This is a genomic window from Mesorhizobium sp. M0491 (assembly GCF_040321265.1).
Classification (GTDB): Bacteria; Pseudomonadota; Alphaproteobacteria; order Rhizobiales; family Rhizobiaceae; genus Mesorhizobium.
Window position 1 is genome coordinate 16,280 of sequence record NZ_JAMYRE010000038.1, and the last position, 25,451, is coordinate 41,730.

Annotated in this window: 23 protein-coding genes and 2 pseudogenes; 13 read left to right on the top strand and 12 right to left on the bottom strand. The window is 60.8% G+C overall.

Annotated features, from left to right (window positions below):
• Positions 1–31: 31 nt before the first annotated feature.
• The 9 genes from bioZ to NKI69_RS31815 all read right to left on the bottom strand — a co-directional run bounded on the left by bioZ (position 32) and on the right by NKI69_RS31815 (position 9,549).
• Positions 32–1,015, bottom strand: coding sequence for a 3-oxopimeloyl-[acyl-carrier-protein] synthase BioZ (gene bioZ / locus NKI69_RS31775; protein WP_023814405.1), 984 nt, complete (start codon positions 1,013–1,015; stop codon positions 32–34).
• A complete protein-coding gene (locus NKI69_RS31780; protein ID WP_352723285.1) occupies positions 1,012–2,277 on the bottom strand; it encodes an adenosylmethionine--8-amino-7-oxononanoate transaminase in 1,266 nt (421 codons plus the stop codon). Before NKI69_RS31780 ends, bioZ begins: the two co-directional genes overlap by 4 nt.
• Positions 2,277–2,912, bottom strand: coding sequence for a dethiobiotin synthase (gene bioD / locus NKI69_RS31785; RefSeq protein ID WP_023735844.1), 636 nt, complete (start codon positions 2,910–2,912; stop codon positions 2,277–2,279). Before bioD ends, NKI69_RS31780 begins: the two co-directional genes overlap by 1 nt.
• Positions 2,909–4,057 carry an 8-amino-7-oxononanoate synthase gene (locus NKI69_RS31790; RefSeq protein WP_352723287.1) on the bottom strand — a complete coding sequence of 383 codons (1,149 nt, stop codon included), beginning with the start codon at positions 4,055–4,057 and terminating at the stop codon, positions 2,909–2,911. Before NKI69_RS31790 ends, bioD begins: the two co-directional genes overlap by 4 nt.
• Positions 4,054–5,052 carry a biotin synthase BioB gene (bioB, locus tag NKI69_RS31795; RefSeq protein WP_352723297.1) on the bottom strand — a complete coding sequence of 333 codons (999 nt, stop codon included), beginning with the start codon at positions 5,050–5,052 and terminating at the stop codon, positions 4,054–4,056. The genes NKI69_RS31790 and bioB overlap by 4 nt, the downstream gene beginning before the upstream one ends.
• Before the next feature lie 94 nt (positions 5,053–5,146).
• A complete protein-coding gene (gene nadC / locus NKI69_RS31800; RefSeq protein ID WP_352723288.1) occupies positions 5,147–6,001 on the bottom strand; it encodes a carboxylating nicotinate-nucleotide diphosphorylase in 855 nt (284 codons plus the stop codon).
• Positions 6,001–7,542, bottom strand: coding sequence for an L-aspartate oxidase (locus tag NKI69_RS31805; RefSeq protein WP_352723289.1), 1,542 nt, complete (start codon positions 7,540–7,542; stop codon positions 6,001–6,003). The genes nadC and NKI69_RS31805 overlap by 1 nt, the downstream gene beginning before the upstream one ends.
• Complete coding sequence (gene nadA, locus NKI69_RS31810; RefSeq protein ID WP_352723290.1) at positions 7,539–8,513, bottom strand: quinolinate synthase NadA; 975 nt, start codon at positions 8,511–8,513, stop codon at positions 7,539–7,541. Before nadA ends, NKI69_RS31805 begins: the two co-directional genes overlap by 4 nt.
• A 67-nt stretch (positions 8,514–8,580) precedes the next feature.
• Entirely contained in the window at positions 8,581–9,549 is a 969-nt protein-coding gene (locus NKI69_RS31815) for an NUDIX hydrolase (RefSeq protein WP_023735838.1), read from the bottom strand.
• A 172-nt stretch (positions 9,550–9,721) separates the two neighbouring features.
• On the opposite strand from NKI69_RS31815, the gene panB reads away from it, so the two are divergent.
• From panB to NKI69_RS31850, 7 genes and pseudogenes are all read left to right on the top strand, one after another.
• The gene (panB, locus tag NKI69_RS31820) at positions 9,722–10,582 is read left to right on the top strand and encodes a 3-methyl-2-oxobutanoate hydroxymethyltransferase (protein ID WP_023766592.1); all 861 of its coding nucleotides are present in this window, start codon (positions 9,722–9,724) and stop codon (positions 10,580–10,582) included.
• Positions 10,579–11,441 (top strand): annotated as a pseudogene (gene panC, locus NKI69_RS31825) (pantoate--beta-alanine ligase). The gene panB and the pseudogene panC overlap by 4 nt, the downstream one beginning before the upstream one ends.
• A 92-nt stretch (positions 11,442–11,533) precedes the next feature.
• Positions 11,534–12,259, top strand: coding sequence for a LuxR family transcriptional regulator (locus NKI69_RS31830; RefSeq protein WP_023735835.1), 726 nt, complete (start codon positions 11,534–11,536; stop codon positions 12,257–12,259).
• Between the two features lie 93 nt (positions 12,260–12,352).
• Positions 12,353–12,985: an acyl-homoserine-lactone synthase gene (locus NKI69_RS31835; RefSeq protein WP_023766595.1), complete on the top strand. Its 633-nt coding sequence runs from the start codon at positions 12,353–12,355 to the stop codon at positions 12,983–12,985.
• Positions 12,986–13,007: 22 nt separating this feature from the next.
• Entirely contained in the window at positions 13,008–13,382 is a 375-nt protein-coding gene (locus tag NKI69_RS31840) for a transcriptional regulator domain-containing protein (protein WP_350314065.1), read from the top strand.
• Positions 13,383–13,449: 67 nt separating this feature from the next.
• Positions 13,450–13,851, top strand: a complete 402-nt coding sequence (locus NKI69_RS31845; RefSeq protein WP_245264243.1) for a DUF2285 domain-containing protein — start codon at positions 13,450–13,452, stop codon at positions 13,849–13,851.
• Between the two features lie 156 nt (positions 13,852–14,007).
• Positions 14,008–14,970: pseudogene (locus NKI69_RS31850) on the top strand (hypothetical protein).
• Positions 14,971–15,460: 490 nt separating this feature from the next.
• Here the strand turns inward: NKI69_RS31850 and NKI69_RS31855 are convergent.
• Together NKI69_RS31855 and NKI69_RS31860 are read right to left on the bottom strand one after the other, a co-directional pair.
• Complete coding sequence (locus NKI69_RS31855) at positions 15,461–16,240, bottom strand: Crp/Fnr family transcriptional regulator (protein WP_352723291.1); 780 nt, start codon at positions 16,238–16,240, stop codon at positions 15,461–15,463.
• Between the two features lie 954 nt (positions 16,241–17,194).
• Positions 17,195–17,839, bottom strand: a complete 645-nt coding sequence (locus NKI69_RS31860) for a hypothetical protein (RefSeq protein ID WP_352723292.1) — start codon at positions 17,837–17,839, stop codon at positions 17,195–17,197.
• A gap of 642 nt (positions 17,840–18,481) precedes the next feature.
• On the opposite strand from NKI69_RS31860, the gene NKI69_RS31865 reads away from it, so the two are divergent.
• The 3 genes from NKI69_RS31865 (at position 18,482) to NKI69_RS31875 (ending at position 21,672) form a co-directional block, all read left to right on the top strand.
• The gene (locus NKI69_RS31865; RefSeq protein WP_352723293.1) at positions 18,482–18,658 is read left to right on the top strand and encodes a class I SAM-dependent methyltransferase; all 177 of its coding nucleotides are present in this window, start codon (positions 18,482–18,484) and stop codon (positions 18,656–18,658) included.
• A 419-nt stretch (positions 18,659–19,077) separates the two neighbouring features.
• Positions 19,078–20,898: a glutamine--fructose-6-phosphate transaminase (isomerizing) gene (gene glmS / locus NKI69_RS31870; protein ID WP_352723294.1), complete on the top strand. Its 1,821-nt coding sequence runs from the start codon at positions 19,078–19,080 to the stop codon at positions 20,896–20,898.
• A gap of 519 nt (positions 20,899–21,417) precedes the next feature.
• Complete coding sequence (locus NKI69_RS31875; RefSeq protein ID WP_023735822.1) at positions 21,418–21,672, top strand: helix-turn-helix domain-containing protein; 255 nt, start codon at positions 21,418–21,420, stop codon at positions 21,670–21,672.
• Positions 21,673–22,595: 923 nt separating this feature from the next.
• On the opposite strand, the gene NKI69_RS31880 is transcribed toward NKI69_RS31875, so the two are convergent.
• Positions 22,596–22,985 (bottom strand): hypothetical protein, encoded by a 390-nt coding sequence (locus NKI69_RS31880; protein ID WP_352723296.1) that lies wholly within the window; start codon positions 22,983–22,985, stop codon positions 22,596–22,598.
• A 403-nt stretch (positions 22,986–23,388) separates the two neighbouring features.
• Between NKI69_RS31880 and queC the strand changes: the two genes are divergently transcribed.
• From queC to queE, 3 genes are read left to right on the top strand one after another with little or no spacing between them, the layout of a single operon-like run.
• Positions 23,389–24,087: a 7-cyano-7-deazaguanine synthase QueC gene (queC, locus tag NKI69_RS31885; protein ID WP_023766604.1), complete on the top strand. Its 699-nt coding sequence runs from the start codon at positions 23,389–23,391 to the stop codon at positions 24,085–24,087.
• Complete coding sequence (gene queD, locus NKI69_RS31890; RefSeq protein ID WP_023735818.1) at positions 24,087–24,443, top strand: 6-carboxytetrahydropterin synthase QueD; 357 nt, start codon at positions 24,087–24,089, stop codon at positions 24,441–24,443. Before queC ends, queD begins: the two co-directional genes overlap by 1 nt.
• A complete protein-coding gene (queE, locus tag NKI69_RS31895) occupies positions 24,440–25,174 on the top strand; it encodes a 7-carboxy-7-deazaguanine synthase QueE (protein ID WP_023735817.1) in 735 nt (244 codons plus the stop codon). The genes queD and queE overlap by 4 nt, the downstream gene beginning before the upstream one ends.
• The last annotated feature ends 277 nt before the right edge of the window (positions 25,175–25,451 follow it).

Sequence of the window (25,451 nt, forward strand, 5' to 3'; positions counted from 1 at the left end):
ATGACCAGTCCTGCGCGCGTGAGCCGGCCGGCTAGATTCCAACCACGAGAGCGCCGCCGCTGAGACCCGCACCTGCCGCCGACAGAAGGATTTTCTCTCCAGGCTGGAATGGCTCCGTCTGGTTGGCGAGCGAGAGCGACAGCGGGATCGTCGCGGCCGAAGAGTTGCCGTATTCGGCAATCGTCTTGACAATTGCTTGGTCGGCGATGCCGAGGTTCCTCCCGACCGCGTCGAAAATCCGAGTATTGGCCTGATGGGGCACGAACCGGCCGAGATCGTGTGGCCGCACTCCGGCAGCGGCTAGAGCGCTTGTCGAGCAATCGGTCATCATCTCCACGGCCATTGCGAACACTTCGCGGCCGTCCGTCATCCTCATTCGGGTTTGCGCGAGATCGAGGTCACCGTGGAACGGCTTGTTGCTTCCTCCTGCGGGAATCTGGATCAGCCCGTATCGCGAGCCGTCCGAAGCCACCGAGGCACCGAGAATGCCCCGATCAGCATCATCGCACTGACCGATCACCAGGGCGCCGGCGGCATCGGCAAACAGGACCGAGCTTGCGCGCTCGGCTGGATTGATGCGGCGGCTGAGGATATTGGCGGCGATAACAAGGCTCGCTTTGCCGTGCAGGCGGGTAAATCCGTCCGCAAACATCAGCGCATAGATGAAGCCGGCGCAGGCGCCGGTCAGATCCACCGCGCCTGCGCGGCCAAGGCCAAGCTTGTGTGCGACCAGCGGCGCGCTGGGCGGCAGAAGATGGTCGGGCGTCGAGGTGGCAAGCAACAGCAGACCGATGTCGTGGCGCGCAATACCGGCGTTCGCCAGCGCCATGTCGCCGGCCTGCGCAGCAAGACCAGACAGCGTGTCTTCGTCGGTTGCCCAGAAGCGCGACCGTATCCCGGTACGCCTTTCGATCCAGCCTGGATCAAGACCGAGATTGCTCTCGATTTCGGCATTCGCCACCTTTCGCCCAGGCGCATGATGGCCAAACCCGAGAATGCGCGACGACTTGCTCATGGCCTGGACCCGAAGCGTTCGCCCGCCTCCTCAATGGCGTCATAGAGTCGCTCGAGCTCGTCGCCGGTGATGCAATAGGGTGGCAGAAGGTAGAGGACATTGCCGAGCGGGCGCACAAGTAGCCCTCGCTCGAGGAAGAAAGCGCGCAGTTTCGGTCCGATCTCGGCGAGATAACCTGCGGAACCGGTTCGCAGGTCGAGCGCCGCGATCGTGCCGGTCGCCCGGCAGTCGGTGAAGAAGCTGTTGTCGCGAAAGCGTCGAAGCCCGGTGGCCTGCATTGCGCTCAAGGCCGCAATGCGCTCGGCCACCGGCTCGTCCCGCCAGATCTCGACATTGGCAAGTGCTGCCGCGCAGGCAATCGGGTTGGCAGTGTAGGAGCTCGAATGGAAAAACGTCTTCTTCCGGTCCTCGGAATAATGAGCCTGGAAGATGGCATCGGTGGCAAGCGTTACGGCCAGCGGGATGGCGCCGCCGGTCAGGCCTTTCGAGGTGCACAGGATATCTGGAGAGATCGATGCCTGCTCGCAGGCGAACATGGTTCCGGTCCGCCCCCAGCCGGTCATCACTTCGTCGGCGATCAGCAGCGTGCCGGAGGCCTCAGTGATCTTCTTCAATTCGGCCAGAATTGAAGCCGGATACATCAGCATGCCGCCGGCGCCCAGCACCAGCGGCTCGACGATTAAGGCTGCGGCTCGTCGATCGCGGGTCACAGCCTCTAAACGATCCAGCGTCTCCTGCTCGCGCCCCGCTGCCGGAAAGGGGATGGTGGCGACCTCGAACAGCAAGGGTTCGTAGGCGACGTTGAACACGCCACGCGCACCGACGCTCATCGTGCCGATCGTGTCGCCATGATAGCTGTGATGCATGACGACGATGCGCGAGCGTGGGGCGCCGATGTTGCGGAAATAACTGAGTGCCATCTTCAGCGCTACTTCGACCGAGGTCGAGCCACTGTCGGAATAGAACACCCAGTCGAGTCCAGCGGGAGCGAGGCCGACAAGCGCCTTGGCCAAGCGCTCTGCCGGCTCGTGCGTGAAGCCCGCAAAGATAATCTGGTCGAGGCTCGACGCGGTTGTCTCGATTGCCTTCATGATGCGGGGATGGCGGTGGCCATGTGTGACGACCCACCAGGAGGAGATGGCGTCCAGGATGCGGGCGCCGTCGGCCCTGCGGAGATAGGCGCCTTCAGTCCGGACGATTTCTGGGATCGCAGGCTCGAGCGCGTGCTGGGTGAAGGGATGCCACACATGAGACTGCGACATCAGTCACCTCCAGTAATCGAGGCGAAGGCGAAGCCGGCAATCATTGCGTCCCTCAGTGTCTTGCCCGTCAGCAGATCGAGGTGCGGCAGCCTGCCGAGCTGCGGCGCACCGCTGAATTCCACGATGGTCCGTTGCGTATCGGCCATCTCATCGCCGATGAAAGCGATGCCGGCCAACGGGATGGATCGGGCGCGGAGCGCCTCGATCGAGAGCAAGGTGTGGTTGATGGTGCCGAGCGTGGTGCGGGCGCACAGAATGACGGGCAGCCGCCATTCAGCGAAGATGTCGATGAGCCTTGTGCGCCGGTTAAGCGGCACCATCAGGCCGCCGGAGCCTTCGATGACGAGCGGCGTCGGTAGCACGGGAAAAGCAAGATCGGCAGCCTTGATCGCCACGCCGTCGATCTCGGCCGAACGATGCGGCGACAGCGGGCTCCGCAAGCGGTAGGCTTCCGGCAGCACGCGCTCTGAGGGCAAGCCGGCAAGCCGCGCGACCACCTCGCTGTCGGTCTCGCCGTCGAGGCCCGATTGCACCGGTTTCCAGTAAAAGCCGTCGAGCAAACCGGCGAGCCCAGCCGCAAACACGGTCTTGCCAACTCCCGTGTCGGTTCCGGTGATGACGATGCGTTGGGTCATATCGCCTCCGGCAATCTTTGGGCCAACACCTCGACCAGCGCCTCGACCATGGCGGAAATGTCGGCTTCGCCGATATTGAGCGTCAGTGAGATGCGCAGCCGCGACGTGCGCACGGTCGGAGGACGAATACCGCGTATGTCGAAGCCGCGGGCCTGCAGGCGCGCCGCCACTGCCATGGTGCGCCTGACATCGCCGATTACGAGGGGCTGGATCTGCGAGCCGCTGGGTATCACGCCGCAGCGCTCGGCCAGCTGGCGGCCGGCGAAGGCAACGCGTTCATGCAGCTGAACACGCCGCATAGGCTCGTCGGCGAGCATTGCGAGTGCTTCGCGCACTGCCACTGCCATCAGCGGCGATGGCGCGGTGGCGTAGATGAATGGCCGGCAACGGTTGATCAGATACTCGCACAGTGTCCTCGGCCCGGTCACGAGCCCACCAGATGCGCCGAGCGCCTTGCCGCAGGTGTGGAGCGCGACGATGTTGTCGCGGCCCTCGAAAGCGGCGGCAAGCCCCCGGCCGTCCGGTCCCCAGACGCCGGTCGAATGCGCCTCGTCAATGACGATGAATGCGCCGTGCCGATCGGCAAGCGCGACCAGGCTCTCCAAAGGCGCGCAGTCGCCATCCATGCTGTAAAGGCTTTCCACCGCGATCCAGACGCATCCCATGCCGCCTGCGGCGCGCCAACGTGTGATCGCATCCTCGACAGCGGTGGCATCGTTGTGCGCGGCCAGCACGAACTGTGCGCGCCCGGCCTGCGCACCCTCATGCATGCTGGCATGGGCGAGCTCATCGAGAAGCAAAAGATCGCCCTTCTGCGGCAGGGCACTCAGCAGAGCGAAGTTGGCGATGTAGCCGCTGCCGAAGAACAGCGCGCGGTCGGCTCCAAAGAATGCCGCCGCGTCTGCCTCGAGCTGCTCGTGTTCCGGTGCATTGCCGCGCAACAGCCGCGACCCGGTGGCGCCAACCGGCGTGCCCCGCGCAATCGCCGCCACAACAGCATCGCCAAGTCTCCTGGACGAGGCCAGCCCGAGATAGTCGTTCGACGAGAAGTCCAGCCCGGCGCGGGGCGAAAGCGTCCGCAGCCGGTCCTTGCGCGCCAGCCTCTTCAAGGTCGCATCATAACTGGCAAGCGGCGCCCCGTTCATTGCGCTTCGAGTTCCATCGGCTCGATGCCAAGGCGCCGGAACAGCAGGGTATCCTTGTCCTCACCGGGATTGTCCGCCGTCAGCAGCGTGTCGCCGACGAAAATCGAGTTGGCGCCGGCAAAAAAGCACAGCGCCTGCATCTCGTCGGTCATGGCCATACGGCCGGCGGAGAGACGGATATGCGATTTCGGCATCATGATGCGCGCCAGCGCGATCACGCGCACGAATTCGATCGGCTCAATGGGCTTGGCATCGGCAAGCGGCGTGCCGGCGATCGGAATCAGCATGTTGATCGGAACGCTTTGCGGATGTTCCGGCAGATTGGCCAGCGTCACCAACATGTCGATCCGGTCCACCGGCTCCTCGCCCATGCCGATAATGCCGCCGCAGCAGACCTTGATGCCGGATCGACGAACCTGCTCAAGCGTGTCGAGCCGCTCGGCATAGCCGCGCGTGCTGATGATCTCGCTGTAGTAGCGTTCCGACGTATCGATGTTGTGGTTGTAGTAGTCGAGGCCCGCTTGCTTCAGTCGAGCGGCTTGCTCAAGATCGAGCATGCCGAGCGTCATGCAGGTCTCCATGCCCAGCGCCTTGACGCCTTCGACCATCGCCACCACCGCATCCATGTCGCGCGCCTTGGGGTTTCGCCAGGCCGCGCCCATGCAATAACGCGTGGCGCCGGCATCACGCGCCTTGGTCGCCTCGGCGATGACGCGCCGGACCTCCATCAGCTTCGACGCCTTCAGGCCGGTTTCGTGACGCGCCGACTGGCTGCAATAGCCACAATCCTCCGGGCATCCTCCCGTCTTGATGCTGAGCAGCCGGCTGAGCTGGACCTTGTTTGGATCGAAATTCTGGCGGTGCACCGTTTGCGCCAGGAAGAGGAGATTGTTGAAGGGGGCATGGTAAAGTGCCTGAGCCTTCTCCAGGGTCCACGCTCCGGGGTCAGGGGATTGAGTCTGTGGCGATGTCTGCGTTGAACTTGCCGTTTGCATGTCCATGCTGTTCCTCCGGTCTGTCTTGCGGGGTCTTTGCTATCTGACTGTTGACGATCGGAGAGGACAGTTGACCCAATCCTGACTCAGACAATCATGAGCCCCGATGGTCGAGGCCGATATCCAGGATCGGCGCGCTGTGGATGAGTCGTCCGACCGAAATCAGATCAACGCCGGTCGCGGCAACCGCCCGCGCTGTATGGGACGTGATCCCGCCAGAAGCCTCGGTGATAGCGCGGCCACCGACCATTGCGACGGCGCGGCGAAGATCGGGGAGGGACATGTTGTCGAGCAGAACCGCATCGGGAGCGAAGCCAAGTACCTCCTCCAACTGGGCCAGAGTATCGACCTCGACTTCGATCTTGACGAGATGACCGGCCGCTCTTCGTGCTCGCTCGAGCACTGGGCGGACGCCGCCTGCGATGGCGATGTGGTTGTCCTTGATCAAAATTGCATCGTCCAGACCGAAGCGGTGATTGGACCCGCCACCTGCGCGCACGGCATACTTTTCGACTGCCCGCAATCCGGGCGTCGTCTTGCGGGTGCAGACGATCTTCGCGCCATACCCACGAACCGCAGCGACGATCGATGCCGTTGCCGTGGCGATGCCGCTCAGATGGCACAAAAAATTGAGTGCCGTCCTTTCGGCTGTGAGAATGGCCCGGGCCGGGCCAACCACTGATGCAATGATCTCTCCATCCACGACATTGCAGCCGTCTGCGCGCTCCACCGAGATTTCGACAGCAGGATCAATCAAGTGGAAAGCGAGCATCGCCAGATCGAGGCCGGCGACAACTCCGGACTGTCGCGCCACCAACACGGTTCCCGCTTGGTATTCCTTCGGGACGATGGCCTGCGTGGTCAAGTCGCCGGCTCTGCCAAGATCTTCAAGAAGAGCTGCCCGTACAAGCGGCTCAAGCACGACCGTGGGTAGCGGTGAAAGTGTCATCACTTCGGCCCTTCGAGACTTGGCGAGTGTCCGAGTTCGCGCGCAGCGCCCAAGGCGGCTTCGAGCGTGATTTCGGACCGTCGGGCGGCAGTCGCATGATGAGGAAAATCTGTCCGGTAATGAGCGCCGCGGCTTTCTTCGCGCAACAAGGCGGCAACCGCGATCATTAGCCCGACAGCCGCCGGATCCGAGACCGCATCCTTGCTTTCGGCGAGCGGCAATAAGGCACGTGTGGCTGCTTTCAAACCTTCACCATCCCGGACGATGCCGAGTGCGCGCGACAGGAAAACACGCACGGGTATCGGAGCGGGCGGTGGGTAAACGTTGGCAAACGCAGGCCTTGTTCTGCGCGCAGGCGCCCCGGCGACACTTTCAGCGACCCAGCGGGCGCACACGATGGCTTCTGTCAAGGAATTGCTGGCGAGCCTGTTGGCGCCATGCAGTCCTGTCGAAGCGACTTCGCCGCAGGCCCACAGCCCCTTGACGGAGGTTCTGCCGGAGCTGTCCACGGCAACGCCACCCATGTGGTAGTGTTGGGCCGGCCGAATGGGGATGAGATCGCGGGCGGGATTGATGCCCGCTCCACGACAGGCTGATGCGATTGTCGGGAAATGTCGAGCGAATGCCGGGCCAGGCCGTTGTCGGACGTCGAGAAAAACACGGTGGCCGTCCGCAAGATGGTTCCACACGGCCCGGGCCAAGACATCGCGAGGCGCAAGTTCCGCCCCTGGCACGCTCTGGAGAAAAGCCTGGCCGGTTTCATCGATCAGGGCAGCACCTTCGCCTCGGACAGCCTCGCTGACCAGCGCCATAGGGCGTTCCGGGCCGTCAAGCGCGGTCGGGTGGAACTGGATGAATTCGAGGTCGGCTAGGACAGCTCCAGCGCGGGCCGCAAGTGCAAGGCCTTGTCCGCAACTTCCCCAAGGGTTCGTGGTGTCGAGAAACAGTCCCCCGATGCCACCGGTGGCGAGGACGACCCGCCGTGAGCCGAAGAAGAAAGGTCCGATCGAACAGCTCGCCCAGACGCCCCGGATCGCATTCTCTCGCACGGCCAGCCGGCGCGCTTCCACGCCCTCCACGACAACTATCGACGGAGTGGAACGCACAGCCGCGATCAGGGCACGCATGATCTCACGCCCGGTGCCGTCCCCATGCGCATGAACGATGCGACGTCGGCTGTGTGCGGCCTCCAATCCGAGGCACAGTGATCCTTTCGGCGTGCGGTCAAAGGGAACCCCAAAGGCCGCAAGCCCCTCTATCGCCTTGGGCGCGGCTTGGAGGATGCGGCTCGCCACGTCTCTGTCGCAGAGACCATCCCCGGCAGCAAGCGTATCGGCCAGGTGCATTGCCGGATCGTCGTCTTCGCCGAAACTTGCAGCCAGACCCCCCTGTGCCCAGGTGCTCGAATTGTCAGCTCCCAGCAGCGACCTTGACAGAAGAAGCACCGGCTCCGGCGACAGTTGAAGCGCGGTCATCAGTCCGGCGATGCCGCCGCCGATGATGATGGGACGCCCGAAGAAGCTGCGGAGGTCGGCGCTCAAACTGCCAGCATCCGTTCGACCGCAAGCCGCGCGCGCACGGCGATCCCGGGTTCGATGGTTACGACATGTTGGTTCTGCTCGAGCGCCGTGCGGATGTTGGCAAGCGTGATCCGCTTCATGTGCGGGCACAAATTGCAGGGCCGGATGAACTCGACCTCTGGGTGCGCTAACGCGACGTTGTCGCTCATCGAGCATTCCGTCATCAGCACGACACGTGGCGGCCTTTGCCTTTCGACATAGTCGGACATGGCAGCCGTCGAGCCGGAAAAATCTGCTTCAGCCACGACGTCGGGCGGGCATTCGGGATGGGCGAGCACGACCACGCCGGGATGGCTTTCGCGCAACTCGCGGATGTCGGCCGGTGTAAAGCGCTCATGCACCTCGCAATGCCCTTTCCAGGCGATGATCTGTACATCGGTCTGGGCGGCGATATTCTGGGCCAGATATTCGTCCGGCAGCATGATCACCCGGAGAACCCCAAGGGATTCGACGACCGCCTTGGCGTTGCCGGATGTACAGCAGATATCCGACTCGGCTTTCACTTCGGCCGACGTGTTTACATAAGTAATGATCGGAACGCCGGGATAACGCTGGCGCATCAAGCGCACGTCTTCTGCCGTGATTGATTCCGCCAACGAGCAACCGGCGCTGAGATCCGGAATGAGCACGGTCTTGTCCGGATTAAGGAGCTTGGCCGTTTCGGCCATGAAATGGACGCCGGCCAGCACGATGACTTGCGCCTCGATCGTCGCAGCCGTGCGGGCTAATGCCAAGCTGTCGCCGACGATGTCGGCCACGCAATGGAAAATCTCGGGCGTCTGATAGTTGTGCGCCAGGATGATGGCGTTGCGCTCGCGCTTCAGTGCAAGGATCGCCTCGATATCGTCGACGAAAGCCGGCCATTCGATCGGCGGGATCACTCGCCGGACGCGCTCGTAGAGCAACGCGGCCGCAGGCAGCATGGCGCTCATCAACCCTCTCCCGCTTATACTCTAATTGAAAATAACCAGCATATACTTGCTGTGAGTATAAGGGATGTCAACCCCGCGCCAGCGGCAATTTTGTCCCGGCGATGAGCCTATCGTCGAGAACGGCGTGGCGGAAACGGAAAAGCTTCGCTGGCCGGCCGCCGGTCTCAGTAGTGGCCTCTCCGGTCTCCTCGACCAGTTCCTGCTGTTCGATCAGTCGGCGAAAGTTCGGCTTGTGGATGAGCCTGCCGGCGAGCGCCTCCACGGTTCGCTGCAGCTGCAAAAGCGTGAAGACCGTCGGCATCAGCTCAAAGACGACCGGCCGGTATTTGATCTTGGAGCGCAGCCGCGCAATGCCGGTCGCCACGATGCGGCGATGATCGGCGACCATGGACTTGCTGGGCACCAGCGGAGGGGGCGCCCCGTCCCGCCCTCTTACGGCCTCTTGGACCAAGCCTGCTTCGTAAACTAACTCATAGCGTTGCAGCGTGAGTTCCTCGTTCCAAAGGCGGTCGTCGAAGCCAAAGGCTATCGTCGCCCGCTGCCAGCGTTCACGTCGCGTGGCCGCATCGCGGACGCCGTTTGCCCATTCAATCAGGCGTGGTCGCAGAACATCCAGCACGACCGGAGGCGTGCCGGAGCGATGGTCCTCCCATGGAAAATATTCATACCAACTCTGCCATCCGCACTTGGGCGGGCCCGCTGCCTGTTCCTTGCGGGTCAATGCAAGATAGCTGATGGAGATGACGCGCTGCTGGCGCTCGGCGCCGATGCGATCCCGATCAGCGAACGTGTAGAGTTGCTCAATGTACCCCAGCCGATGGCCGGTCTGCTGCTCGACCCACCCCCTCAAGCCGGATTGCAGCGATCGGTGCTCAAGCGCAAAGGGACCGGAGGGCAAGGTGTCCGCCTGGCCGATGGTGAGGACACAGGGTTCACTGTCGTTTACGGCGACCACAAAGGCGATCAGGTCCACTTTGACGTCGTCGGCATTCACGGCGGCTCTGTCTTTCCTGAGTCGTATTGCCTGATCGTCCATGTTCGCGAATTGGTTTGCCAGCTCGGGGGGCACTTAATCGATTTAGTGTAAGCGCGCCTGTCGGCACGTCAACACCCCACAGCTGCACGGCCATTTTTTTGCTCTTCGCACCTGCACAAAAATGTGCGAAAGGCGACACCCGCGGTTGGTAACGTAGGGGAAGGAGGATCCATTGAGCGCGTTTGGTGATACCAAGGCGATCACACCGCCGGATATTCGTTCGCGCAAAGGTGGGACGCCGCTCGTCTGCCTTACCGCCTATACCACCCCAGTCGCGCGGCTTGTCGATCCCCATTGTGATGTGGTGCTCGTCGGCGACAGCGTCGGCATGGTTCTCCACGGTCTGCCCTCGACGCTCGGTGTCACGCTGGAGATGATGATCACGCATGGCCAGGCGGTTCGCCGTGGCATCAAGCAGGCGCTGATGGTCGTCGACCTGCCGTTCGGTTCCTTCGAAGAAAGCCCAGAGCAGGCTTTCCGAAATGCTGCGCGCGTCATGGCGGAGACCGGCTGCACGGCCGTCAAGCTCGAAGGCGGCGAAACGATGGCAGAGACGATCGGCTTCCTCGCCGCACGCGGCGTGCCGGTCATGGCTCATGTCGGCTTGACGCCGCAGGCCATCAACACCATCGGTGGCTACCGCGTGCAGGGCAGGGGCGGGGATGCCGAGCGCATCAGGCGCGACGCACTTGCCGTGAGCGAAGCGGGCGCCTTTGCGATCGTCCTGGAGAAGGTTCCTGAGGCGCTCGCCCGCCGGATCACGGGGGAGGTGGCGGCCCCGACCATTGGCATCGGTGCCTCGGCAGCCTGTGACGGCCAGATTCTCGTCGTCGACGACATGCTGGGCCTCTTCGGCGACTTCCGACCCAAATTCGTCAAGCGCTATGCTGAACTGGGGGAGGCGGCTGCGGCTGCGATCGCTTCCTATGCGCACGAGGTGAAGGAGCGCCAGTTTCCGGCCGCCGAGCACGTGTTTGCCGATGCGCCCACGCCCGCCGACACGCAAGCCACCAAAAGCGGAGAAGCAGCGTGAGCGTGCCGATCGTCAGGAGCGCTGACCAGCTTCGCGAAATCGTCGCCGCATGGCGCCGCGAGGGCGTGAGGATTGCCGTGGTGCCAACGATGGGCGTCCTGCATGAGGGCCATCTCAGCCTGGTGCGCGCTGCACTCGAGAAGGCAGACCGTGTGATCGTGACGCTCTTCGTAAACCCGAAGCAATTCAACAGCCAGGCCGATCTTGCCGCGTATCCGCGCACCGAGGACGAGGATGCCGCCAAACTGGCACCGCTTGGCGCGCACCTGCTTTATGCGCCAGATGCAGAGGAGATGTATCCGGCGGGCTTCGCCACCACCGTTTCGGTGTCCGGTGTCAGCGAGGGCCTGTGCGGTGCCTTCCGGCCGGGACATTTCGATGGCGTGGCGACCGTCGTCACCAAGCTCTTCCTGCAGACCAGCGCTGACTTCGGCTTCTTTGGCGAAAAGGACTTTCAGCAAATTCACCTGGTCAGGCGCATGGCCCGGGATCTGGATATTCCAATCACCATTGTTGCCTGTCCGACAGTCCGTGAAGCCGACGGTCTTGCGCTATCATCGCGCAATGTGCGGCTCTCGCCAGCGCAACGCGCTGTTGCTCCCAAGCTATCATCGGTCCTGCTCAAGACGGCTGAGTGGCTTGGGCGCGGCTCACCCGTCCTGCCAACGCTTGCAGAATCTCGCGCAGCAATTCTGGCTGCAGGCTATCGCGAGGTCGAATACCTGGAACTTCGCGAGGAGGCAGATCTGCACCCGATAACAAGCCTTGATCGACAGCACGGTTGCTTGTCGCGGCCTGGCTCGGCGGCACACGCCTCATAGACAACGTCAGACTATTTCGGATTGGTTCAACAGATTAGCCACGTTCTCGGCACGCGCTGTATCCGTCCGGGATCGTTTAAAACAAGGTCTCTGCCTGGCATTGAGCGAACGGAGGTTACGCACAGGGCAAATGCATCGCGTGTTTGAGAACTTCGTCGAGCAACTGTCTGCAAGTGTTGATGCTGCCGATCTCTGTGAGGCAATGGCCTCCGCTGCAGCCGGCTTCGACTTCCCGCTATTCGCCTATTTCACTTACCCGTCGGCCTCCGGCGACGCCCCCCAATTGATTTCAAACTATCCTTCATCCTGGACATCACGTTATCTGCAACAGCGGTACCATAGTCTCGATCCTGTCATCCTGCGCGGGCTGCAAGGCTGGGATACATTCGATTGGGGTGTGGATCGCGCTCGGCACTGTCTGCCGAATTCGCAGCAACAAATTCTGGAGAGTGCGGCTGAGTTTGGCATCTGCGGCGGCCTGACGATGTCCATGCATGATCATCTCGGCCGGTTTGCTGCCTTGACCTTTGCTTCCGACGAGTCCCGTCCGCTTCTGTTGCGGTCACTGGCACGTTACGAAAAAGCATTGCAGCTGGTGGCCATCAACTTTCATATCCACGTCCGGCGCAGGCTCGCCGATGATCGCGTGGTGGATGGTGTAACGCTCACCCCGCGGGAGTTCGAGTGCCTGAAATGGGCGGCGCGCGGCAAGTCGGCTTGGGATATCAGCCAGCTTCTCGGCGTCTCAAAGCGCACCGTGACTTTTCACTTGGAAAACGCCAAGGCAAAGTTTGGCGTTCGAACGATCAACCAGGCCGTTGCACGCATGGCTGCCTCCGGCCAGACGAGATCCTGATTCTTCAGCCACGATACCTGTAAACCTCTACAGGCTGCATCGCTGTCAGCTTTGCCCTTCGATGGCGGGAACACATCCCACATGGAGGCGACCATGATGCAACTGATAACACCAGACTTTTACAACGAGTTTGCAGGCGAACTCAAAGAGATGCACGGGCTCAGGTTTCGGGTGTTCAAGGAAAGGCTCGATTGGGAAGTTGATACCGAAGACCAGATGGAATCCGATTCGTTTGATGCTCTGAAGCCCGTCTATCTGCTCCTCAAAGGATCCGACTGGCGAATTCGCGGTTGCGTGCGTCTTCTGCCCAGCACCGGACCCACAATGTTGCGCGACACCTTCCCGGTGCTGCTGGGTGCTGACGTCGTGCCCTCGACCACCGACATATGGGAGAGCAGTCGTTTCGCGCTCGATCTTCCTCCGTCGGCGCCCAAGGCTGCGGGCGGGCTGGCCCAGGCGACCTACGAGCTCTTCGCGGGCATGATCGAGTTCGGCTTGGCCAAGGATCTGACCCGGATAGTAACGGTGACGGATACGCGCATGGAGCGGATCCTCCGCCTGGCTACGTGGCCATTGTCGCGCATCGGAGAACCCAAATGCGTCGGCAAAACGGAGGCGGTGGCTGGGTTTCTCGAGATTTCCCACGCGAGCCTTTTGCGCATCCGCAGCAGGGGACGTCTGATTGGACCGGTACTGTGGCAACCGGTTCTAGGCCCGTCGGCATAGCGCTATAGTGGACACCTGAGCCATGAAGGATGCTGGTCTGTCCAAGGAAGCGACGGTCGGCCTTGTATGCTGGCCGGACTGGCGTCGCCACGACGCTTACCACTATGCCAGACGATTGCCACGCACTGGCTGGGCCTGGGAGTTTCTTCGGCGCAATCCACAATTCCAGCGCGACCACGCCAAAATGGCACCGTCCGCCTGCATTGTCGGACCCCAAGGCGACATGCAGATAATCGAGTTGACGACAGGATCAGCTCTCCTAAGACAATGGAGCCTTCTTTTTCGCCGACGCGCCACTTTCGGACGCTACATCGGCGAGGGTCTTTTGGGATCCGCGCGATTGCGCCTGTATTCTACGAGCGGCCGCGGAGCCGCTTGGGCTCGACCACGATTTTGAACCGCTTCACCTTTCTTCGCTCTCATGCTGCAAGGACATCCTGCTGACAGCTGCGGGCGTGCAGCACGTGCTGCTGAGGGAGAACTGCCGGAGTCTGCAGATCGCCGTTTCCGGTGCGTCCGTCCTCCGCCCGTTGCGGCTATATGTCGACGCGATCGTTCAGCCGCAGCACCTCAAGTTCCATGTCGCTGCCCTTCAGTTCTTGAACCACGTCAATGGTTGCGCCCGCCTGTCAGCTGCTTGCTTTCCGCCGGAACACCGCGGAGCGCGTCTGCGTATCGTACTCCAGGCTTTGGATGGCTCGCTTGCCGGAGCATCTCATCAGGAGGTCGCCATTGCGTTGTTCGGGACACGCCGCGTCGAAGAAGATTGGCGTCATCCAGGTGGCCATCTTCGCGATCAGGTACGTCGCGCCATCCAACGTGGCCGCTACCTGATGGGCGGCGGCTACAGACAGTTCCTGAGGTAATTGGGGCGGTTGCGATTGTCTTATTCGAACGCGCAACCTCCATTTCTGAGTGCAATTGTGCGTTGCACAAAACGTGGCAAGCGCCTAGTTCTTCCGCGGCGAAGCACTGGGACCCAACCTTCGTCGATGAGTGCCATTCATGCCTTGAGGATCCCGATGACCGTTATGAACCCCGACAAAGCCGGCGCGGCAAGCCTTGAGACGATCGCGCGAAACGGCAGCATGCTGCGTCGCATAGCCGTACGCATTCCGACCTACCTGTCGGATATTCGCGAGAACCCGGCGTGGCTGCCCATGTTCATGTTGGCGCGCACCATGCCGGCACGGAGAATGCACTGGCGTGGTGCAAAGCCGGTCCGAAGGTCGCAAAGAGCCCAGGACACGATGTTTGCCGGTATCAATTGCCAGGACGTTGTCGACGCGCTGCGGATGGATGGGCTTTTTCCCGGCCTCGTCCTGCCAACAATGGTGGCTGAAGATGTAGCCGCATTCGCCAGGTGCACACCTTGTTTCGGCACGAATTCATGCCGGCGGAGCATGCGGAGGCTGAGGCGCGGTTTGGCCGTCCGTTGCTCAGCGGTCATTCATTATTTCGAGCGCATTCTGGGCTGTAACTCGGCCGTTGCCATCCAAAACGATCCGCTGCTCATGGATATTGCCGCGCACTATCTCGGCGGCCAGGCGACGCTGATCACAACGCGCGTCTGGTGGAGCTTCCCGACCGGCCAGGCGTCGGACGCCGACAAGAACCTGGCTTCGCTCGGCAAATACCACTTCGATCTGGACGACTGGCGGATGCTGAAGTTCTTTTTCTATCTGGTGCCCGTCGACGAGGGGACCGGCCCGCATGTCTATGTCCGCGGCAGCCATGATCGCCGCGCCCTCAAGCACCAACTTACGCTTGTCGTCGGCCATCCCGCGCAAGAGATTCTGGACGTGTACGGCAAGCAGAGCCCGGTCACGCTGACCGGCGAGGCCGGTTTCGGTTTCGTCGAGGATCCGTTCGGGTTCCATATGGGCACCGTGCCGGCGCACAGGCCACGGCTGATGATGGAAGTTGGCTTCGGGGTTTCTCCTCCATCACGCCGCCGCTTCCATGGCGAGCCTGTGATCCGCTGATTTCGAAAAGTCCCGAAACAGCCTTCCCGGACCACAAGTCTTGTGAGGCAAGATAAGGCTGTGCCGCCAATCGATCTGTTCGGCGCCCAAAGCGGTTGTCCGCACATGCCTTGAACTGGGCTGGTGCAATGAGTCTCGCCATTGCTCCAACCAGCGCATGAATGCCTGCTTAATCGAGGTTAGACGGCAGTGCGCCCCAAGATCCTCCTCGATATCGCCTCAGATGCTCTTCGAAAACCTCCTTTACGGACCGAGTCATCTCGGGTCCCCTTTGCAGTGGCCGGAAGGTGGTGCACAGCCGTATCGTGCTTCGGAATCCTGAATGGATGCGAGGGGCGGTTTCCCTGGGGCGGCGCATGCAGCGGTGCCGGCATGACAGCTTCGTCTTGGATCTGATGCTCGGCAACGTCGGCGGTGAAGGCTCTGTTTAGGCGGCTTACCCGGACATGGCCTCAATGCAGGAGATCGGCCATCTCCCTGTTCGAGCACATCATTGGCGATCAGGCGCCTGCGGCCAAGGCAGTTGGCTGATTAGCCGAGCGTATTCGGCTTCAGCCCTGCCATACGACCCGTCAGCCAGCGCAATCAGACGCGTGCGATCAAGGATAACGACCTCTCCTCGCATCGATCGTATCAGACCTTGCCCCTCTAATATTTGCAGCGCTATGGTGACGCCGGGCCGCCTGACACCGAGCATGACTGATAAGAACTCGTGCGTAATCGCCAAGCGGTTTCCGTCCACGCGATCATCACACATCACCAGCCATCTTGAGAGCCTATCGACGATGTTCATCCGGGCATTGCTGAGCGCGGTGAAGCTTGCCTGGAGGTGAAAGTAGTGAACGTAGCGGAGCAGAAAAGTTCGCAGGGTTGGGCTTGTCAAAAGCGCCTTGGTGAAGAGGCCCGCGTCGATAACAAAGGCGCGGGCTTCTAATTGCACGTAACAATCGTGCGTTGATCGGTCATCGCCCATGATAAGCGCTGAGCCGGTCATGCCCTCACAACCAATGATTCCGATCTCAGCTTCAATACCAGGCCGCAGTTCGCCCACCACTGACCCGAGACCGCTCTCGAAGAAGTACACGGTTCTGATTGGTGACCCCGCCACTTCGAGATGCGTCTTCAGTCCAAGGGAGACGCTTTCCAAGTGAGGTTGCAGCAATGCCAAATCTGCCGAGCACATTCGAAGCAGCAGCGAATTGCGATAGATGGAATTTTGGCGGGTGTCGCGTTGCGCGGCAGTGTGAGTTTGTGAACTGGAGTCTGTCATAGCTCCCTCTCCCTATTGGGGCGGAAGCATGTTGATCGCTCACAGCCGACGGACGCCCTTAGAGTTGCCGTCGATCGCACACTGTATGCCTGCGAACCCCGGATGTCCCATTTTTTTGATTAACTGCGTTGATCGGCGCGAGCCAAGGTTTGGCGCGCCCGCGCTAACACGGCATTCAGATACTCCAGGAATTCGTCATTGCTTTTCGTTGACAAGCCGACTGGTCGAGCGCGAGTCACAATGCGCTCCTGGAGTGAAACCGCTGCCTCATAGTGGTCCACGACCAGCTGATATGAAGCGCCTACCGGGGCGGATTCAAAGGGCTGTGCCATCATCCCAAACGTAGTTCCACAATGATGAGAGTCCATCCCGGCCGCCGCTTCGGTAACAATCCTACAATATGCTCGAGACTGGCCGCGCTCTTTGTTATCCTCCCAGAAATCCAGCAGCCTTGCGCGTCGCAGCTTCGCTTAGCCCAAGGTTTTGACCCGGCCGACCAGTCGAGCTTCAGCCACTCGGCCTTGTCTTCCTTACGTCACTTCGGAACCGGTCCGCCGACCTTGCCCTGCACACGATCCCAGGGCGTTTGCCGCTTGTCGGCCTTGAAGGCTACCATCGCCCGCCCATGATCACCTGCGCAGCTTTGCCGCGTTCGTGTTGCACTCCAATGATGTCCATCTGCTTTTGCCCGAAGCATTTGATTTTGCCCCGGTGCGCACTCCGGCTCGACGACGGCTGTCGAAATCAGACTGCTGTGGATGCACTACCATTGACCGGTACTAGGATTCTCGACCTCGCCGATAAGCTCGTCTGTACAGCAAGCGACCTTCCTTCCTGCCTATCCCAATATCAAAAGTCAAACCCGTCCGCAGATGCATATGCCTGGCAGCATGTGTCGGTCTTTGGCCACGCATCTGCGACACCGAAATCAAGTAGCCCGCCATGGCGCGACCCTCAATCTTCCACTTCACGGAGCCTGCCCTGCCATTCAAGGTCAGTCAGCACTTCGGCCTCCACAGTCATATTTTCCGCGAATTCACTGGCATGTTCGGCGAGAAGCTTTCTCGCCGCGACGACAGCTGAACGCTTTCCTTCGCACTTCTCGTGGAACCTGGCTACGCTCTGGCCTACGTGGTCGCCGTTCCATTTTATTACGCCCACTATGGCATACCAGACGCCTTTCCCGGTCCTGCGACGTCGCAGAATTTCGAGTCGCTGATCTGCCACCTGGGCGATGGCTTGGTAGAGAAGTTCGTGCTCCGGGCGGTCGGCACCTCTCGAACCAGCCTCATGGGCAAAGCCCTTCAGGCTACGCTCCTTAAGTTCAGCTACTGCGTGCGAAATCTTCCACAGATTTGCGGTAGCCTCGTCGAGTGCGAGCCGAGCATCATAGGTAAGCGGCGGTCGCTTCACCGAAACCCCCTGCGCGGATCTCATCTTGTCCGACTTCACCTTCGGCCAGATGTCTGCGGCAATCCTGTCGAGTTCGGCCTTGCCCACTACCCAGCGGTGCTCCTCCTCAGCCCTCTTCTTGGAGAGCTTTGGCTGAAGTGCCACCACCGTTCCCTTGTTGTCGGAATCATTGAAGGTGGCGCTCATAATGTCGCTAGTCGACCGTGTGAGGCCTTTTCGGATATCGCCCGCAGCATCGAAAACCCAATAGGCTCCTTGGGCATCTAGAATCCGATTCGGCGCGGTGCCTTCGTTCTCAACTATCACCGAGACGACCCGCTGGCGTGTGCCGGCGTATTGCGAGAGCGTCCTTTCCGAAGATCATTCCCTCCACAAGCCGCCGCGATAGCCGCAGAGGTTCGCTGTTCTCCGGGAATATGTAGTGACGACTGGACACCCGGCTTCGCTCCTTCGATCGCCGAAACGCGATGGCACATTCATGGTAGGCGGCTGTCTAAAGATTGCAGTATCAAAACTCATTGGCAGCATTTGATCAACTATCGCTCACGCTGCTGGATACGAGCAGCTGTCGCACTTCGCCGGAGAACAAATAAGTCAACCGCGAATTGACTGTGAGAGGGTTGCCCATCACTTCGTCTCTTCCCCGGCGATGCGCTTGACGCAGATCGGGCCGCCCTTCGCCATCGGGGTACATTGCCATTCCGGACCGAAGCCGAAGTTCGTGTTCTTGCCAAGGCCAGGAACGAGCACTGACAAACCGGACCGCAGCGAAGATGGCGCTGGCGGCAACCGGGCTGAAGCCGGGCATGGAGGTGGTCGACCGCCGGCGTGACCAATTGCGAATTCGTCGCCGGCGACGCCTATGAACTCGCTACTCTGGTGTCACGCCCCGCCGACCTCGTCTTCATGGCCAACGCTTTCCATGGCGTCCCGGACCGACCGCGGCTGGCACGTGCCGTGCGCGAGGCGCTCGCCCCCGGCGGGCATTATGCCATCGTCAACTGACACCGGCGCCGCGCGAGACGACGACGGTCCTGGGCGAGCCGCGCGGCCCGCGAAGCGAACTCAGGCTGTCGCCGAGACAGACCATCGCCGATCCCGAAGTCGGCGGCACAATGCTTCTACATGCCGGACTGCCTGACTAGGGCTCGCAGGCCGGTCGTCCGTCCACTGTCCAAGGCCTGCTGGCCTTTCTGAGGCCGTGATCCTGCCGCGGGTGAGTCTGCGATTCTCATAAGCGTCAGGCGCGAATAGAACTTTAGGCCCCCACAGCAGCCGACCTATCCATGGGGTGGATGGTAGTGATCACTACAATCAATTGTACCAATATCATGGAATACTACTACAAGGCCGCCACTTAAAGCGGCCGGATGGGTATCCGTCTCGCGTGGGCTGATGCTGCCTGCAAAAATGCGGAGACGAACATGTGCGGGATTGTTGGCATCGTTGGGCAACAGCCGGTGTCGGATCGGTTGATCGGCGCGTTGAAGGGTTTGGAATATCGCGGCTATGATTCCGCCGGCGTTGCGACGATCATCGACGGTGCCTTGCACCGCCGGCGCGCCGAGGGCAAGCTCGTCAATCTCGAGAGGCGACTGAAGGAAGAGCCGCTGAGCGGCAAAGTCGGCATCGGCCACACGCGTTGGGCAACCCACGGGGCCTCGACGGAACGCAATGCGCACCCGCACTTTACCGACGGTGTCGCCGTCGTCCATAACGGCATCATCGAGAATTTCACCGAGCTGAAGGACGAATTGGCGGCGGATGGCGCCGAGTTCCAGACCGACACCGACACCGAGGTCGTTGGGCATCTCTTGGCAAGATACCGCCGCGAGGGCATGAGGCCGCAAGAGGCCACGCGTGCCATGCTGAAACGCGTCAGGGGCGCCTATGCGCTTGCCATCCTCTTCGAAGATGAACCCTCGACCATCACGGCGGCGCGCAACGGACCACCGCTGGCGATCGGTCACGGCGACGGCGAGATGTTCCTGGGCTCCGACGCGATCGCTCTTGCGCCCTTCACCAATGAAATTACCTATCTCATGGACGGCGACTGGGCCATTGTCGGCAATTCGGGCGCCCATATCTTCGATATCGACGGCCATCCCGTCGAGCGTCCGCGCCATATCTCCACGGCCGCGGCCGATCTGGCCAACAAGGGCAGCCATCGCCATTTCATGGAGAAGGAAATATACGAGCAGCCCAAGGTCGTCGCCCATGCTCTTCGTCGTTACATCAACATCATAGAGGGTCGCGACATGGTTCCTGGCATCGATTTCGCCAAGGTTCCGAGCTTGGCGATCTCTGCCTGCGGGACCGCCTATCTGGCCGGACTGATCGGAAAATACTGGTTCGAGCGCTATGCGCGCCTGACGGTTGAAATCGACGTTGCGTCTGAATTCCGTTACCGCGAGATCCCTTTGCCGCCGCAGTCCGCGGCTCTTTTCATTTCGCAATCCGGCGAAACCGCCGATACGCTTGCATCGTTGAGGTACTGCAAGGAGCGTGGGCTGAAAATTGGCGCTATCGTCAATGCCTGCGAATCGACCATCGCTCGGGAGGCCGATACGGTCTTCCCGATCCTTGCCGGACCGGAGATCGGCGTCGCCTCTACCAAGGCTTTTACCTGCCAGCTTGCCGTTCTAGCCGCACTCGCCATCAGCGCCGCCAGAGCCCGCGGGACCGTCCCCGAAGGCGAGCTGCAGGCACTCGTCAGGAGCCTCGCCGAATTGCCGCGCGTCATGGGCCAGGTACTCAACAGCATCCAGCCGGAGATCGAGTTCTTGTCGCGCGAACTGTCAAAGTGTCGTGACGTCCTGTATCTCGGCCGTGGCACCAGTTTCCCGCTAGCGATGGAAGGAGCGCTGAAGCTCAAGGAGATTTCCTACATCCATGCCGAAGGCTATGCAGCGGGTGAATTGAAGCACGGGCCAATTGCATTGATAGATGAGAACATGCCGGTGATCGTCATCGCGCCCCATGACCGCTTTTTCGACAAGACCGTCTCCAACATGCAGGAAGTGGCTGCCCGTGGAGGGCGGATTATCCTCATCACCGATAAAAATGGGGCAGCCGCATCGAAACTCGACACCATGCACACGCTCGTGCTGCCGGTAGTCGACGAGATTATCGCGCCAATGATCTTCTCGCTGCCGATACAGCTTCTTGCCTACCACACGGCGCTCTTCATGGGGACAGATGTAGACCAGCCGCGCAATCTCGCAAAATCGGTCACGGTCGAATGATTGTGAACCTGTACAGATGGCGAAGCTCTCGATGGAAAGCTACCCTTTGTCTGGATCCGGATGAAAACCAGATGACCAGTGTTTGCTGGAATTTGGAATCCCTTTTTTCGGCCGGTCGATCGGGGCACAGGGCGATCGAGCTTCCTAGAGCCGACGTCAGCACGCAGCCGGGGGCTTTCAAGAGTGGGTCTTTCGCTCCCCCGCCGGTGGAGATTGGCCGAAGGAAGCAGTGTCCGTACCGGGAGTTCGAGTTGGTGTTCAGAGTTCCAGGGCCCCCTCCTGAGATGGCCTGATCGGCTGTAGCGCATCCGACCTGCGATCCTTCGCGAATAACTCTCGCCGTTGGCTTTCTTGATTAGAAGGAGGTGAGCCGCCATATTCCGACCCAGCTCCTAATTCAGGCGGCCCATTCCATGGATGAGGCCGGTCCGGCTGAATGGACGTCCATTTTTTGATTTGCTTGGTCTGCGCCGCCGGGGGGTATCTCCCGAGGGAGCTCCCATGTTCTTGGAGATGTTTATGAACGATTCGCGCATTCCCGAACCAGTCTTGACGGCTATGTCGCAGGGGACCCACATCGTCCGCGCTTATCGTGAGCACCTTGGGTATTCGATCGAGGACCTGACGGTCGCGAGCGGGCTTGCCGCTGAGGAAATTCAAAACATCGAGCGAGGTCTGAGGTACAACAAGGGATATCGGGATCGGATAGCGAGATCGCTTTCCATACCTGTGGGAATCCTTGAGGCAGAGTCGCACATTTCGGACGCCGCCTGATCAGTCGGATGATCCGCAATGGGTGGACTACCGCTCTTGTGATGTGAAGCTTGCGGCTGATTGTAGACGCTGATTCCGTTGGGATGCCTCTGGCGCAGTACCGCCAAGAGAATCTCGTCAACTTTCCGATGCAGGAACCCTTCACATGGGCTCGCGAACAACAACGCGATATAGCCGCCCGGAGTGCTACGAAACGTGCACGAGGGCATCGGCTCGCGACGAAGGATTGTAACGGCGAACTCTTGGTAGTTCGGCGAGGCGATGCTGGCGCTTGAGCATCAACTCGGCCTACGAGAGTGGCTACTCCTAGGCTGAATCGGCCAACATGGCCGGCATCGCGCCGCTCTGAAAATAACATGGCGGGCATCCTGACGTTTCCGGGTTGACTATGGGTGTTCGAACCACGAAAAGGGGCCGCTCTTCGTGAGTGGCGTGCGCCGGCAGTCTAACCCCAAGCCCCCCCGCCCAGGCTGCCGGCGCGCTTCTAGAAAGATCGAGGTAGGCACTCGCTGCGCTCTGCCCGCCGACACCTTGTGCTTCCTCCAGCGAGTCCAGCGGACCACCATGGGTGTTGCAGTTCTGGTGCTTACCCACGTCCATTTGCGATCTCGGGTCATTGAGAGTACCGCAAGACCCTCTCTGCTGGATGGCAACGCGGCTCGCGCCGCCCGTATGCAGCGCAAGCTCCATGCATGAGGTCGTCCCTTCAAAATACTTGATGCAGCTGCGCTTGCGTAGCTCCTTGCATGCGCTCGATGCCAGGAGGAGACCTCTGTCTACGCTCGCATCGATGCAACGCCGTTGATCACCATCATCGCGGCGACCGCTTCGCGGGGGCCGCAGCCGTTTTGGAGCATGACGATCATGCCGGCGCCATCGCAGTGACGCACATGCAAAATTCACAGATGCATTCTCGCCCAATGCTAGGTGCCCAGCATATGTCCGGCATCCCGCAACGCGGCTACGAAGAGACGGGCATTGCCGTTGGCATCCATCTTGGCCTGCATCGACAGGGGCATCCTGTGCCAGCTCTCCAAGGACGCAATGTAATGTGAGAACATACCGTTAACGATGCAATAGTGGGTAACTAGGCCGTGTACATCCAACGCCAGCACGCCGAATTGGCCGCCGTGATATCGGATGGCTGCGACCCGCTGGAGCTGCGCGTCACCGTCGATCCGCACGTCGAAAAGCAGGATTCCGCGGCTCCTGGTGGCTATCTCGGCGGCTTTTTCAGCGAAGCTCAACGAGAGCGAGCGGACGCTTTCGACTGCCATCTGTAAAACCATCAAGTTCAGTTCATCCACTGACATAAGGTACCTGTGCGCAAGACATGGGTGATTGCAATCGACCACACCGCTTGTTCACAGATGTCGGCTCATCACCGGTTATTCAGGGTTTGCCGGTCATCTTTGCGGCAAGCCATCCGGGCTCCTTGTACCCTGCAACCGTTGCAGTGTCGTCCCTCGGCGCTCGGAACCGCCAGGCTCTGCTCGTCGAGAACTTTGTCCGCGAGCAGCGGCCGCTTGAGCATTCCGCTGAAGCGTGACGTCTCATCAGTCCGTGTCCTTGCAGCTCACCGCGAGGGCGTTTTGCGCACCGCACGCAAGCGCACGAAACTGGTCTCCGTTCACTTCACAAAATGGTTTTCCTGAAGTACTGGAGCGCAGAGAAATCTCCGGTCGCAGCCTACCCGGTTAAAACAAGGACCCAACGATGAAGACTCTCGTCGTCTGCTCCGGCGGATTGGATTCCGTTACTCTTGCTCACAAGGTGGCAGCGGAGCACCAGCTTACCGGCCTGCTATCGTTCGATTACGGCCAACGGCATAGGAAGGAATTGGGCTTCGCCACCCTTTGCGCGGAGCGCCTGGGCGTCCCGCAGCGAATCATCGACATCCACGAGATCGGCGGCGGCCTTTCCGGCTCCGCGCTGACCGACAATGTGGACGTGCCCGATGGGCACTATGCCGAAGATACGATGAAGGTAACGGTGGTGCCCAACCGGAACGCCATCATGTTGGCCATTGCCTTCGGCCTCGCCGCAGCGCAAGACGCTGACGCGGTGGCGACGGCCGTGCATGGTGGGGATCATATTGTCTATCCCGATTGCCGTCCGGCCTTCATCGATGCTTTCCAGATGATGCAGGACCACGCGCTCGACGGCTACGCGCAGATTCGCCTTTATGCACCCTATGTGAACCTGACGAAGGCGGACATTGTTAGGGATGGAGCCACATACGGCACGCCCTTTGCGCAGACCTGGTCCTGTTACAAGGGCGCCGAGCGTCATTGCGGGAGGTGCGGGACCTGCGTCGAGCGGCGTGAGGCGTTCCACATCGCTGGGCACCCGGACCCAACCGAGTACGAGGACTCCGACTTCTGGCTCGGAGCGCTGCGAAGGACCACCGCGTAATGTTCCGCATCACCAAGGAATTCCACTTCTCAGCCTCGCATCAGCTCACCTCATTGCCACCCGATCACCAATGCGCGCGCCTGCACGGACATAACTACATCGTCGAAGTGGAGCTTTCAGCGAATGGACTGGACGATCACGGCTTCGTGCGCGACTACCACGATTTGGCGCCATTCAAACGCTACATCGACGAGAGCTTCGACCACCGACATCTCAACGACGTGCTGGGACACGAGCAAGTCACGGCGGAATATCTGGCCAGACATTTCTACGACTGGTGCAAGGCACGCCTGAGCGAAACCGCGGCCGTGCGGGTGAGCGAAACGCCGAAAACCTGGGCGGAATACCGGCCATGACCAATACGCATCCCGCAATCCGCGTTAGCGAGATTTTCGGGCCGACGATCCAGGGCGAGGGCGTGCTCATAGGTTTGCCGACGATCTTCGTCAGAACCGGCGGGTGTGACTTTCGCTGTTCCTGGTGCGACAGCCTGCATGCTGTGGACAATCAATTCCGCCATGAATGGGAGATGATGTCCGTCGGCGCGGTGTGGAAAAATGTGCTTGCGCTTTCCGGTGGCCGCCCGCTTATGGTGTCACTGTCAGGCGGCAATCCGGCCATCCAGCCGCTCGGCGCGCTCATCGACCGAGGCCATGGTGACGGTTACCGTTTTGCGCTGGAAACCCAAGGTTCGCTTGCCAGGGACTGGTTTGCGCACCTTGACGTGCTGATCCTCAGCCCAAAGCCGCCGTCAAGCCAAATGACGACAGATTGGGCCGCTGTCGAGGCGTGCCTCCAGGCGGCACAAGGCAAGCCCCAAATCGTGCTCAAGCTCATTGTTTTCGACGAAAGGGACTACGCCTACGCGAAAGACGCCGCTGCGCAATTTCCGCAACTTCCGATCTATCTGCAACCCGGCAATCACACGCCGCCACACCCGGCAAATGATGACGCGCCCGTCGACCTTGACGGAATATTGAAGCGCATGGAGTGGCTGGTTGACAGCGTGACCCGCGACAAATGGTTCGAAGCCCGCGTGCTACCGCAGCTGCACGTTATGCTCTGGGGTAACAAGAGAGCCGTCTAGGCCAGGCCCTTTCCACCGGAACTGCACCGGCATATTCGGCTGAACGGGTGGTTCAACGTTGACCGCGCTGCCGGGGTGCTTGCGGACTTCTGCCACCGGCCCAAGTGTTGTCAGCCGCTTGCACGGCACCTTGCATTCTCCTTGCAAGGTCGAAGGGAGCTGTCGCCGACAACCATGATCTGACAGGCAGGGGGTAGTGTGCTGAGAGTTCTGCAAATTCGCTGAGAGAGGGCGGTCATGGCAGGCTGGTGATGTTCAACGTCACCGATTCCCGCGA